The organism is Leptolyngbya sp. FACHB-711, from assembly GCF_014695615.1.
Classification (GTDB): Bacteria; Cyanobacteriota; Cyanobacteriia; order Elainellales; family Elainellaceae; genus Leptolyngbya_A.
In genome coordinates this window covers 1-13025 of the sequence record NZ_JACJOR010000055.1, presented here as the reverse complement: position 1 = coordinate 13025, position 13025 = coordinate 1, and the positions used below count along the sequence as shown (strand labels likewise).

Here is a 13025-nt window from a genome sequence, read left to right as displayed (position 1 = left end):
GTTCGATCGCTCCTACCTGCTCCGGTGCAGGGCAAAGTCTCTATTGACGCTCGATTTATTCCTTCCAGTCAGCTTGGTGGCGATTGCTTTGATTACTTCTGGCTGGATGACAACCATCTGGTGCTGTATTTGCTCGATGTGTCGGGACACGGGCTGGGGGCGGCTTTGCCATCGGTGATTCTGCTCAACTTGCTGCGATCGCAGTCTCTACCCGAAGTCGATTTTCGTCATCCCGAAGCCGTTTTGACTGCTCTAAATCAGGCGTTTCAAATGCATAGCCAGAACCAGAAATTTTTCACGATCTGGTACGGCGTTTATCAGCCCAGTTCTCGACAGCTCACTTATGCCAGTGCTGGACATCCACCTGCCGTATTGCTCACGAGTGATGCCCTGTCTACCATGACTCAACTGTTGCGAACACCTAATTTTCCGATCGGTATGATTGAGCAATTTCAAGTCAACTGCAAGGTCACAACAATTCCTGCGAATAGCGTCCTTTATCTCTACAGCGATGGAGCCTATGAGGTGCAGCACGCCAGTAATCAGTGGGGGCTGGAAAGCTTTATTCAGCTATTAATTGATGCTGGACAGCAAACCAATTTGGAGCAGGTTCTCAATCGCCTATTTAAGCAGTTTCAGGGGCGTTCTTTAAGCGATGATCTCGCGCTTGTCCGAGCTGATTTTAGCTAGTAATTTCAGACAGTGATTTTAGCTAATATTTTTAGCTGGAAGGCTCATCTTTAGCCTGAGTCAAAAACTCTTCCTGATCTGCAAAGATGCGAAAAATTCGATCCATGCTTGTGAGTTCGAGCAGCATCTTGACCTGCTGATTGACCGAGCAAAGATAAAGTTTTTTGCCCTGATCGTGAATTAAGCGAACTGCTGTAATCAAAGCTGCTAAACCAGAACTATCCATAAATGTCACATCTTGAAAATCGATCAAAACGCACCTTGCTCCTGTAGTCAGGCATTGGCTTACTTCGTTCCGGAGCTGATCTGCTTGCGTTCCATCCAGAATTCCAGTGAGCTGGATGATCTTAATATTTTGATTAATCATTGAATGGGTTAAATTCCTAATTGCTAAGCTTCTAATGGTTAGGCACGATCGCCAAACCCAAAACACTCCCTTCCAATCATCAATCTACCGCAGAATTCTTTCAGCACAAATCTCAGCCAGACGATCGTCGCTGATAAAAAATTAGACAGCGATCCAAGAAGCTGGAAGGCTGTCTTAATCGATCATGCAGCTTGAACTCTCTCTCTCGAATCCTGCACCTGAGTTTTTAGCCTAAATTTTGCAATTTTTTTGATTTTTCCGACGGGGCGAACAGCTTCGCGGCATTCTACCACCAGCGTAATTCCAGATGGCTTCGCGTCGGGCGGCTTAATTCTTGTTCGTCCAGCCAATTAACAGCTTTGTACGTGCCGAAAACGTGGTCCCACCAGTCTACTGCCAGTCCAAAGTTGTGATGCCACATGCCGTACTTGTGATGCACATAGTGAACAGGCATTTTCATCCAGAAGCACTTGGTTGGGTCTTCGTGCTGAAGCTGATGCGCGTATGCAGAAAAGACCGCAAACGCAACGCCACCCAGCGTCCAGCCCAACCCCATCTGCCAGGATACCAGGAACATCGGCAGCATCAGAAAAAAGCTGCCCTTCAGATAGTCCAGAAATTCCCAGAACACGCCCTGTCCGTCATTCTTCTTATGGTGATCCAGATGTCGCGCCCCCAGCGTAGATTCCGGGGCAACGTGCATTTTGCGATGAACCCAGTATTCAACCAGGCTTGCCAGCACAAAGGCAACAAAAAAGCAGACGATCGCAGCAATCCACATACCCGTTCAACTCCTGACACTGTTTCTTATCGTAGCCGTGAAGCTAAAAGGAGACAATTGAACCTGAATGAGCCTTGGTTTTATCGTGACAACCCTGGCTGAAGGTTGAGACGTTTTAGCCCCTCCGAAACTCCTCCAAAGTCCTCTTATCCCTATTCTTGTCGCCGATCGTTGAGCTTCAGTTCCCCGTCCTACTCCAATCGCCCAGCTTCTTTGGGTTTCTGGCGATCGAGCTTCAGCACCAGCACTCCCAACGGAGGGAGGCAGAGGTCGATCGAGTAAGGGCGATTGTGAAATGACCATTCCTCTGCCCACTTACCGCCCAGGTTGCCCATGTTGCTGCCGCCGTACTCGCGAGAATCGCTGTTGAATAGCTCCGTGTAGAAGCCCAGCTCCGGCACGCCGACTCGATAGTGCGAATGGGGCTGCGGCGTGAAGTTACAGACGGTGATGACAAACTCGTCTGGGTCTTTTGCCTGGCGAATAAAGGACACGACGCTATGGCGGTTATCGCTGCAATCGATCCACTCAAAGCCTTCCTGGGTAAAATCAACCTGATACAGAGCGGGTTCGCTGGTGTAAAGCTGATTCAGCCGACTCATGAAGTATTTCAGCTTCTGGTGTGCCTCAAACTGAAGCAGATTCCATTCCAGATCACCCCAGACATTCCACTCGCTCCACTGCCCGAACTCATTGCTCATGAACAGGGTCTTCTTACCTGGATGCGTGAACATATAGGTATAGAGGCAGCGCAGGTTAGCGAATTTTTGCCATTCATCACCCGGCATTTTGCCGATCATTGGGCTTTTACCGTGGACGACCTCGTCGTGAGACAACGCCAGCATAAAGTTTTCGCTAAAAGCGTACCAGATGCTGAAGGTGACGTTGTTCTGGTGGAACTGGCGGAACCAGGGGTCCATGTGGAAATAATCGAGCATGTCGTGCATCCAGCCCATATTCCACTTGAGGTTGAACCCTAACCCGCCGACATAAGTGGGCCAGGACACCATTGGCCATGCCGTAGACTCCTCGGCGATCGTCAATGTCCCCGGAAAGTAGCTAAAGACGAGGTGATTCATCTGCCGCAGAAAGTCCGCCGCTTCGATGTTTTCCCGTCCACCATACTCGTTTGTGACCCATTCGCCTGTCGGACGCTGATAGTCGAGATACAGCATCGATGCCACTGCATCCACCCGCACCCCATCAATGTGGAACTTGTCGAACCAGAATAGGGCATTGGCAACCAGGAAGTTTCTCACTTCGTTGCGGGCATAGTTAAACACCAGCGTGCCCCATTCTTTGTGTTCGCCCTTGCGGGGGTCGGCGTATTCGTACAGGTGCGTGCCGTCGAAGAATGCCAGCCCGTGCCCGTCTTTGGGGAAGTGACCAGGAACCCAGTCCACAATCACGCCAATTCCATTCAGGTGGCACTGATCGACAAAATACATGAAATCTTGAGGTGTGCCATGACGGGAGGTTACCGCATAGTAGCCTGTCACCTGATAGCCCCAGGAACCGTCAAAAGGGTGTTCGGCGATCGGCAATAGCTCGACGTGCGTATAGCCCAGCTCTTTCACATAAGGAATCAGACGATCGGCGAGTTCCCGATAGGTGAGGAACCGTGCGCCTGGCTTCAGGTCTGCCACAATGACGGGCGGAATCACATTGCCGTTTTGATCATGGGCAGGTTCGGCCGCTGAGCCGTGTAACCAGGAGCCCAAATGCACCTCATACACTGAAACAGGGTGCGTCAGGGGATCGGTGTGGCGACGCTGCTCCATCCAGTCGCTATCTTTCCATTCGTAGGAAGAAAGGTCAGTGACGATCGAGGCGGTTTTGGGGCGAACTTCCTGCTGATAGCCGTAGGGGTCGGATTTTTCGTAGATGTGACCCGCGTGATTTTTAATCTCGTATTTATAGCTCGTGCCCGCGCCAATATCGGGAATAAACAGCTCCCAAACGCCATTTCCGCGCACCCGCATCTGGTGTAGCCGCCCATCCCACTGGTTAAAGTCGCCGAGCACTGAGACATTTCTGGCATTCGGTGCCCAGACCGCAAAGTAAACGCCCTTGACGCCGTCAACTTCAGTCGGATGTGCGCCGAGCTTTTCGTAAATGCGGTGATGATTCCCTTCGGAAAACAGGTGAAGATCAAAATCAGTGAGGCTAGGCGATCGAAACGCATAAGGGTCGTAAACTACCCGCTCGTGTTCGCCTTCCTGAATCCGCAACTGATAGTTTTTCAGTTCATCGACATCGAGCACACACTCAAAAAAGTGCGGATCGTGAACCGCGTGCATCGGGTATTCTTTGCGCTCATCCGGGTAAACGACCCAGGCAGCATTGGCACGGGGCAGGTAGGCTCTCACTGCCCAAACGGATTTTCCGTTTTGATGAAGCTGGTGCGGTCCCAAAACTTCAAACGGGTCATGGTGCTGATTCCAAACAATCCGTTCGATTTGCTCTGGTGCAACGGTCATGGACATGAATGTACCTACCTAGACGCAATATAACGAAGATTACAGTGGCAGATTGAACAATTTTGCTGAACTGGGCTGGATAGTCAGGATTAAAGAAATTATGCGATCGCGTTCAGCAGTTCAACTCAACAAAGGAATAAAACAAGGAATAAAACGGTGCAATCGTACTGGTTAGCTTAGAACTGTCCCAAAAATTGAGACAACCGCTCTAAGGTATAGACTGCTGCAAGCCAGGACTTCGATGTGAAGCTGTTTGCAGGGTGTCAACGCCGCCGATTGCCCGATCGATCGCAAGCAGTAAAACGGTCTTTTTTCAAAAGGCTGATCACAAACCTTAACAAAGAGTACCAAATTGCTGATAATCTCTCAAATTTTGTTGTCGAATTGCCCTTGTCGCGTTGACAAAGTGCCCGGTAGGGACAAGGGCGTGGGGCAATGCCGCTTTATACGGAGGGAACCTCTGCGTTCTTTTCAAAGTCTGTGGCTCAAAGTCTATTGCTCAAAGTCTATCGCTCAAAGTCTATTGCTCAAAGTTTATTGCTCAAAGCCTGCTCTCACTGTCCAAGCTGCTTCTCAGGAATTGCTCTGCTAAAGGCGCAAGCTAGGTGCTCCATTCCTTTCCTGCTACTTTAGGATCATCTAAAGTTTTTTCCTGTTTCTGCTCATTTGTTTCTGGCTGTTTATACATCAGCGTTTTGGTGCGATCGACAGGCGACCATCGGGCATTCTATCTACGGTAGCTCCACGCAATACCACCCTTCGCGCAAGGTTTATGAGGCAGTTTCGGAAACAGTTCAATTGGTTGCGTGTGCTTCTCAAAAGAGAGCATCGTCCGCTGTGGAAAGTGAGCCTTGTGATCTCGGCGAGTATTTTGCTGCTGCGCTATTTTGGCTTGCTACAGGCTCCTGAGCTGGCAATGCTCGACCAGATGTTTCGTCTGCGCCCGATCGAGGCAGCCGATCCGCGCATTGTGCTGGTGACGATTAGCGATGCCGATATCCGCCAGATTCAAGCTTGGCCTATTCCTGATCAAGTGCTGGCAAACCTGATCGAACGAGTTCGCACGGCTGAGCCGCGAGCGATCGGGCTAACGCTGTATCGCGATCTGTCAGTCGGTGAGGGTCAAGCTGAGCTAGAAAGAATTTTCGCCACCACACCCAACCTAATTGGCACGGAAAAGCTGCCCGATAACGAGAGTGCCGCAGTCGCCCCACCCACAACCCTCGAGCGTCAGCAGCAGGTGGGCTTTAACAACGTGGTGATTGATGCGGATAACGTGGTGCGTCGATCGCTGCTGTTTCTTCAGCTTAAGCAAGAGCTGCACCGCAGTTTTGCCCTTAAACTTGCTCTGAAATACCTGGAGCCAGAATCAATCGGCTTACGTGCCCGAGGCACTCAGGTCGAAATTGGGTCACTCAAGCTGCTGCCGATCGCCTCCCAGGTTGGGGGTTATATGCGAGCGGATGTGGGCGGCTATCAAATTCTGGCAAATCCGCGCAGTCCCGCCGCCGCATTTGAATCCTTGTCGCTCTCGCAGGTCTTATCAGGCGAATTCGATCCAGAAATCATGCGCGATCGCGTTGTGCTGATTGGCTCCACGTCGGATAGCGTCCGCGACGTTTTTTACACCTCCTACAGCGGAGGATTGGGTGGCAACTCGCTGCCGATTAGCGGAGTCGAGCTACAGGCGCAGTTTGTCAGCCAGCTTTTAAGCGCAGTGCTGGATCAGCGTCCGCTGCTGCACGTTCCGCCAGAAGGGTTTAAGATTCTCTGGCTCTGGCTCTGGTGCTGGGTGGGGGCTGCGCTCTGCTGGTGGGTTCGTCCGCTGGAGCGATCGGCGGTTCGGGTGGGGGTGGCTAGCCTGGGACTCATGCTCATTTGCTATGTCGCTTTTTTGCTGGGATACTGGCTGCCGCTCGTGCCACCGCTGAGTGCTCTGCTGGGTGCAACGATCGCGATGACCGGACGCATTGCTCGCCAGGAAGGAGAACTCAAGAAATCCAAGGAATTTCTCAATTCCATCATTAATACGATTCCTGATCCAGTCTTTGTCAAAAATCAGTCCCATCGCTGGATTGTGCTGAATCGGGCATTTGCCCACTTTATTGGCTACCCGATCGACGTGCTGCTGGAAAAGACAGACTTCGACTTTTTCCCGGCTCAGGAAGCCAACCGCTTTTGGGAACAGGATCAACTCACGTTTCAGCGCGGTACTCAGCAGGAAACCGAAGAAGAATTCACCGATGCTAAAGGCGTGACTTATCTGATTGCCACAAAGCGATCGCTGCACCGAGACGCGGCGGGCAATGTGTTTCTGGTGGGAGTGATTCGCGATATTACCCGACGCAAGCAGGTGGAAGAAGAACTGCGGCGTACGGCGGCTGAGCTGGTGCAGTCCAACGCTGAGCTACAGCAAGCTAAAGAAGACTTAACCCGGCTTGCCTTCTATGATCTGTTGACCGGACTCGCTAACCGCAAACTGCTGCAAGAACGCCTCAGCAGCGCACTCACCTGGGCAAACCCAAATCAAATGGTGGCAGTGCTGTTCCTTGATCTGGATGGGTTTAAGCAAATCAACGACACCTATGGACACCACATCGGCGATCTGCTGCTGCGAACTGTGGCGCAACGGCTGCTCGGCTGTTTGCGAAGTAGTGATACGGTGGCTCGCCTGGGCGGCGATGAATTTGTCGTTGTGCTGCCCGGAATTCCCAGCATCTCGGATGTGATTTGCGTTGCCGATAAGATCTTGCTGACCCTTTCTCAGAAGATCGTCCTGCAAGGAGAACTGCTCTCGATTTCGACCAGTGTGGGCATTAGCCTTTATCCAATTGATAGCATCACGCCCTCAGATTTGCTGAAACAAGCCGATGCTGCTATGTATCGCGCCAAACAGCGCGGCAAAAATTGCTATGAATTTCATCAGACCGGGCTGATGCCTGCGGACTGCGAGGAGCCGTCGCTCGTGCCGTCGTCTGAGCCTGCCGCTGCTTCGGAAACCATTCGGTAGGGGCTTGAGACAAATTCGGGCTGCCAGCGATACTGCCGCAGACTCACTTTTCCCTGTTTGCTGAACACGATGCCTTCTTGCTCCAGGAGCGATCGTTGCAGGTAATCGGTTCCGTGCCGAAAAGGAGACTCGGACACTTTCCCCTTCGCATTAATCACGCGATGCCAGGGAATGTCGTCCAACTGCATATCTACCCGATACAGGGCATAGCCCACCAGCCGCGCCTGCCCCGGAAGGCTTGCCAACTCTGCGACTTGACCATAAGTTGCGACCTTGCCGGAAGGAATCTGCCGGACGATCGCATAAATGGCATCGTAAGTAGACACAGGAGACACCCAAATTTCCTATAGTTTCAAGACGATAGACTGGAGATTAGCCGCTGGAAGCGCTAGACTCTGGACGGTATGCCTCAGACCCTTTCAGGGATTCTTCCCGGTCTGCTGGCTTCAGTCTATTTTCTCTTGTTCATCCCCTTCGTGTGATTTTTCGTTAGTCCTGTGGCACAAGCATCTTCATCCCGTTCCCGATATCCGCTTCGTCAAACCTTTCGGCGTTATGCGCTGCAATGGCTGGAGCGACCCAGCGTTCAGCAAATCGTTCGCTATAGCTCTGCCTCGAAGGGCTGGCTGTTGAGCGGGGCTGCGCTGCTCGTGCTGCTGCTGTGGAACTGGCGACTGGTCATTTCGCTGGGGCTGGGGCTACTGACGCTATCAGCGGGGTATTTGCTGCAACAGGGACAGGGAAGACGGCTGTGGGCAATCTGCCAGCACTGGTGGCAAACCGTCGATCGCCCCTTTATATTGACCCTTGGCAGTAGCATTTTCGTCGTAGGGATGAGCTATCTAACGCTCTCGATCTGGCAGGAAATGCAATCGTCTTGGGTAGCGGTCGGGTTTGTGCTTCAGGGCACAGCCGTTCTGACTGTTTTAGGTCTGTTGGCATGGCAAGTTTGGCGGCAGACCCAGATCAGCCACGCTCCCCTGAATTCCGCGCTTGATCGAGACTGGTTCATCGATTTGGCAGACTCCGACCCGCTCAAGCGACTGCTGGCAGTGCGGCAACTCACCCACGCCCTCACCCAACCTCACCCGTCTTTATTGCTCACCCCAAAAGAACTAGCAGAAACCTTTCGCCTGATGCTGAACCGCGAAACCGAGCCGATCGTTTGCTGCGCCCTGCTGGAAAGCCTGCAAATCCTCGATGCTCGTGTACCTTCGCTGCAAGCCAGTTCTCAACCTGCCGTCCTGGTGACAGCGCGAATCAGGGAGCCTGTTGAACGCGACGCAAAATAGCAAAATAATTTTGGTGTTGCTGGACTGAAGGGTGAAGGATTGAGTTTGACTGCGTTAGGTAGCCCCAAAGGGGTCAATTCTGAGGGACTTTGAGTGTTTGAGCGTTCTCCAGCAATGGGGAGCGAACTGATCTCGTGATTTAGCCACGGTAATCATTCGATCGCTTCCCCGATCGCGAATTGTTCCCCCTCAAAAATGCCCTAAGGGCAGGTCTTGTGGTTGATCTGATATATCTCCCATATCTCAAGCAAAACCTGCCCCGCATCTCCTCACTCACTCACCGACCCACTCACTCATCTACCCACTCTCCGCCCCTCTGTCTGCGCGATCGTCAATCTCGTCTTCAGCACCGTATCCGGGTTGAGGCTGATCGAATCAATTCCCTGCTCTACCAGGAAGGCGGCAAATTCAGGGTAATCGCTGGGAGCCTGGCCGCAGATGCCGACCTTGCGCCCTTTTGCCTTAGCACGCTGAATCACCATGCGGATTAGCTCTTTCACGGCTTCGTTGCGCTCGTCGAATAAGTGAGACACCAGGGCGGAGTCGCGATCGAGTCCCAGGGTGAGCTGAGTCAGGTCGTTTGAGCCGATCGAGAAGCCGTCGAAGATTTCGCTGAACTGGTCTGCCAGGATGACATTGCTCGGCAGTTCGCACATCACATAGACCTGCAAGCCGTTTTCGCCCCGAACTAAGCCGTGTTTCGCGAGTTCTGCTAGCACTTTGCGACCTTCTTCGGGAGTGCGACAGAAAGGGATCATCGGAATCACGTTGGTTAAGCCCATTTCGTCTCGCACTCGCTTAAACGCCAGACATTCCAGTGCAAAGGCATCGCGATATTTCGGGTCATAATAGCGAGATGCACCGCGCCAGCCCAACATCGGGTTTTCTTCTTCTGGCTCAAAGGCTCTGCCGCCCAGCAAGTTCGCATACTCATTGCTCTTGAAGTCCGACATTCGCACAATCACTGGGTTCGGGTGAAAGGCGGCTGCCAACATGCCAATTCCCGAAGCTAAGCGGCTGACAAAGTAGTCGGGTTTGTGGGGATAAAGAGCCGTGATCCGAGCAATTTCCTGCTTTACGAATTTGTCTTCGAGGCGATCGAAGTTCATCAGGGCGAGGGGATGCACGCGAATGTGGTTGGCAATAATAAATTCAGTGCGGGCCAGTCCAACGCCGTCGCAGGGCAGGGCAGCCAGTCCAAATGCTTCGTGCGGATTGCCCACATTCATCAGGACTTTGGTGCGGGTGGGAGGCAAATTGTCGAGCGGCAGTTCTTCGACTTCAAAGGGTAGCAGTCCGGCATAAACCTGTCCTTCTTCGCCTGCGGCACAGGAAACCGTCACTTCCTGACCGTGATGCAGCAAACCCGTAGCATCGCCGCTGCCGACGATTGCCGGAATGCCTAACTCTCTGGCAATAATCGCCGCGTGACAGGTCCGCCCACCCTGATTGGTGATTACAGCTCCTGCTTTTTTCATAATCGGTTCCCAGTCGGGGTCAGTGCGCGTCGTCACCAGCACTTCGCCTTCCTGGAACGCTTCAAGCTGATCGAGTTCGGTGATAATTCGCACCTTGCCTTGTCCAATCATGTCGCCCACAGCGCGTCCGGTGAGCAGCACGTTAGCCGGAGCCGGGTCTTTCAGCCGATAAGAGCGCAGCACATTGCCCACCTTCTGGGAGTGAACCGTTTCTGGGCGAGCCTGGACGATAAACAGCTCTCCGGTTGTGCCGTCCTTTGCCCACTCGATATCCATCGGCGTTTTGCTGCCGTGAACCGAGGAATAGTGGTCTTCAATAATGCAAGCCCATTCTGCAAGCTGAAGGATTTCGGCGTCATGGATCGCAAACTGCTGCTGCTCCGACTTGGCAACCGGGACGTTCACTGTGGCTTTGCCGCCGCCAATGTCATAGATCATCTTGATTTCTTTGCTGCCCAACCGCTTTTCCAGAATTGGACGAAAGCCCTTCTTCAGCGTCGGCTTGAACACGATGTATTCATCGGGATTCACCACACCCTGCACCACGTTCTCGCCTAGCCCGTAAGCCGCCGTCACCAGTGCAGCATTCTCAAAGCCAGATTCTGTATCAATCGAAAACATCACGCCCGAGGCTGCCAGATCCGATCGCACCATTTTCTGCACACCCACTGAGAGCGCGACTTCAAAGTGATCAAAGTTTTTGATTGTCCGATAGGAAATTGCTCGATCGGTAAACAGCGAGGCAAAGCACAGATGGCAGGCTTCCAGCACTCGACTGATGCCGTGAATATTCAAGTAGGTTTCCTGCTGTCCAGCAAAGCTGGCATCAGGCAAATCTTCTGCCGTTGCACTCGATCGCACTGCCACATCCACACCGCTATGCTTGCTCAAGCAGTCTTCCCGCTCTAAGCCGCGCATGCCCTCACAGATATCTAGCGATGCTCCATACCGATCGCAAAGCTGAATGTAGGCATCCACGATCGACCGATCCAGTTCCGGCGGAAAGGGCGTGTCCAGAATCAGCGTCCGTGCCTGTCTACCACACTCCCGAAGCTGCGCCATATCGTTTACGTCCAGATTGGCGAATAGCTGCCTCAGCCTTGGTTCCAACCCTGCCTGCCGCATGAAATAGCGAAATGCATAGGCAGTCGTTGCAAACCCGGTTGGCACATTCACGCCTCTGGGTGTAAGCTGCTGAATCATTTCTCCCAGCGAGGCATTTTTACCGCCCACGACCGGTACATCGTGAATGCCGACCTGCTCAAACCACAGCACAAATGCCTGCTCTTTTTGCGCCTGATCGAGGACGGGAAGATTTTGAAACCGATTTGCAAGAGTCATGAAGTGCGGCTCCTAATCACGAAAGCTTTTTAACGAAAACGAGGAAAGATGGCAGCGATCGAATGGGGGCAATCGACGATCACAAAACTGCCAGGCAGAAAAACTGGAGAGAAACAGAAGAAAATTGGGGCAGTTGACCTGACCTTTTTGAGGGGATGTTTGACAGGTCGTGTCAGTTCTGCGCTGCTTCCTGAATCCCCATTAATGGAGACTTTGAACGTTAGAGAAGGCTCAGTTCCCTTCAGGATTAGAGGGCTGGGGGAACAATTCGGAGAACAGTCAGGACTGTTCAAACATTTTTCTAAGAAACAAAACTCGACCTGTGAGCCAGTGCAGAAGGGAAGCAGTTTCTCTGAAGATCGATCGTCTTGAGCAACGCAAAAACGCAAAGGGCACGATCGCCGAATCTACCGGACGATCGAAGGAATTGTAGAGATATCAGTTAAATTACGGTAAAGAAAGCGAGTCTGGCTTCCTCCCTCTGGGTTAACTGGTCAGGGGAACGGAAGTCACTCGTAGCTTCATTTTATGAATAAGACTCTGAAGACGGCGATATTCTGCAAAAAATAGTATCAATTGATACTGTTTTATCGATTGCGCTTGGGACATCGTTCAAAAAAGTAGGAGGAATCGTAACGAGTGAACGCAGCAGAACAGGCGATCGGGCTAGAGCTAGCGACCAAAATTGCCGCCGTCGTGAATTTGTTTAAGGCACAGTTTCCCGATGCGCGGGCAGATCTGAAGCCCTGGGCAAACGACCCGGATACCCGTGATCTGGTTGACCCTGACTCGATCGACATCGGGTTTCACTTTCCGGGCTGGAGTCGCCGCCTGCAAAGCCGCAGTGTCCTGGTGCAAATTCGCTTTTACCAAGACCTGGGGACGAAGAAGAATCGGGCGATCGGCATCGAAGCCGCAGGGTTTACCCATCTCGGCGAACAGTGGCGGATGTCTACGATCGAGAACTGGCAATTTGTCGGAAAGACTGAGCCGATCGAGGAGATGAAAGGGCAAATTCGGGAGTTTTGTCGGCAGAGTTTTGAGTTATTTAATGGGGAAGTCGGGAGTGGGGAGTGGGGAGTCGGTGAGGAGATGGGAGATGGCGGGTAAGTGAGTTCATCGATTACATCAGATTTGCAAATACGGCTTTTCCGTCAAATGCAGTGAGAGCAAGCCAGGTGTAGGTCGATACCCATTTAAAGAGTGTTGCTGTTTCTTGGGGAACCCAGGTTTTAGTAAACATGATGATCACAAAAAGATTGCCAGAAGGAAGTAAACCGCCAAAGCCTAAAACAGACTTCACCTGATAAGGAACCACAAAATCTTTTTGAGCAGGAATATATTGGCTACCTAACGCGGTCGGAACATGAAAGATAAAGGTGCTATGAATTTTCCGCTCTGAGTGAATTAAAAGGTCGGGCATGGGTTCTAAAACCGTGTCAATTTCTAACCCAAATTGCTGAATTAGTCGCGAGATCATCGGAATCTTGCTAACAAAATCGACGCTTAATAAGGGAATCGCTTTGTGCCCCGATGAGCCGTCTCTTGTGTTCCAGTGCGGTTCGTCTCCTGCCGTTGCCATCAAG

Annotated in this window: 9 protein-coding genes and 1 pseudogene; 4 read left to right on the top strand and 6 right to left on the bottom strand. The window is 52.1% G+C overall.

What is annotated here, in order from left to right; translation table 11 throughout:
* A partial coding sequence (locus tag H6F80_RS01150; RefSeq protein ID WP_190789784.1) for a PP2C family protein-serine/threonine phosphatase occupies positions 1-690 on the top strand: 690 nt, incomplete at its 5' end.
* Positions 691-721: 31 nt separating this feature from the next.
* Here H6F80_RS01150 and H6F80_RS01145 read toward each other — a convergent pair.
* The 3 genes from H6F80_RS01145 to glgB all read right to left on the bottom strand — a co-directional run bounded on the left by H6F80_RS01145 (position 722) and on the right by glgB (position 4324).
* Positions 722-1057: an STAS domain-containing protein gene (locus H6F80_RS01145; RefSeq protein WP_199296298.1), complete on the bottom strand. Its 336-nt coding sequence runs from the start codon at positions 1055-1057 to the stop codon at positions 722-724.
* A 286-nt stretch (positions 1058-1343) separates the two neighbouring features.
* A complete protein-coding gene (locus H6F80_RS01140) occupies positions 1344-1838 on the bottom strand; it encodes a sterol desaturase family protein (protein WP_190789783.1) in 495 nt (164 codons plus the stop codon).
* 191 nt (positions 1839-2029) lie between these two features.
* Positions 2030-4324, bottom strand: coding sequence for a 1,4-alpha-glucan branching enzyme (gene glgB, locus H6F80_RS01135; RefSeq protein ID WP_190789782.1), 2295 nt, complete (start codon positions 4322-4324; stop codon positions 2030-2032).
* Positions 4325-5162: 838 nt separating this feature from the next.
* Here glgB and H6F80_RS01130 point away from each other — a divergent pair.
* Positions 5163-7328 (top strand): CHASE2 domain-containing protein, encoded by a 2166-nt coding sequence (locus H6F80_RS01130; RefSeq protein WP_347277808.1) that lies wholly within the window; start codon positions 5163-5165, stop codon positions 7326-7328.
* Here H6F80_RS01130 and H6F80_RS01125 read toward each other — a convergent pair.
* A complete protein-coding gene (locus H6F80_RS01125; RefSeq protein WP_190789780.1) occupies positions 7241-7654 on the bottom strand; it encodes an MGMT family protein in 414 nt (137 codons plus the stop codon). The two genes, H6F80_RS01130 and H6F80_RS01125, sit on opposite strands and share 88 nt — an antisense overlap.
* 171 nt (positions 7655-7825) lie before the next feature.
* On the opposite strand from H6F80_RS01125, the gene H6F80_RS01120 reads away from it, so the two are divergent.
* Positions 7826-8620 (top strand): hypothetical protein, encoded by a 795-nt coding sequence (locus H6F80_RS01120; RefSeq protein WP_190789779.1) that lies wholly within the window; start codon positions 7826-7828, stop codon positions 8618-8620.
* A 293-nt stretch (positions 8621-8913) separates the two neighbouring features.
* On the opposite strand, the gene ppsA is transcribed toward H6F80_RS01120, so the two are convergent.
* Positions 8914-11439 (bottom strand): phosphoenolpyruvate synthase, encoded by a 2526-nt coding sequence (gene ppsA / locus H6F80_RS01115; protein WP_190789778.1) that lies wholly within the window; start codon positions 11437-11439, stop codon positions 8914-8916.
* A gap of 639 nt (positions 11440-12078) precedes the next feature.
* Between ppsA and H6F80_RS01110 the strand changes: the two genes are divergently transcribed.
* Positions 12079-12549, top strand: a complete 471-nt coding sequence (locus tag H6F80_RS01110; RefSeq protein ID WP_190789777.1) for a Tery_1686 family protein — start codon at positions 12079-12081, stop codon at positions 12547-12549.
* A 13-nt stretch (positions 12550-12562) separates the two neighbouring features.
* Here H6F80_RS01110 and H6F80_RS01105 read toward each other — a convergent pair.
* Positions 12563-13025: pseudogene (locus H6F80_RS01105) on the bottom strand (hypothetical protein); the annotation flags it as partial.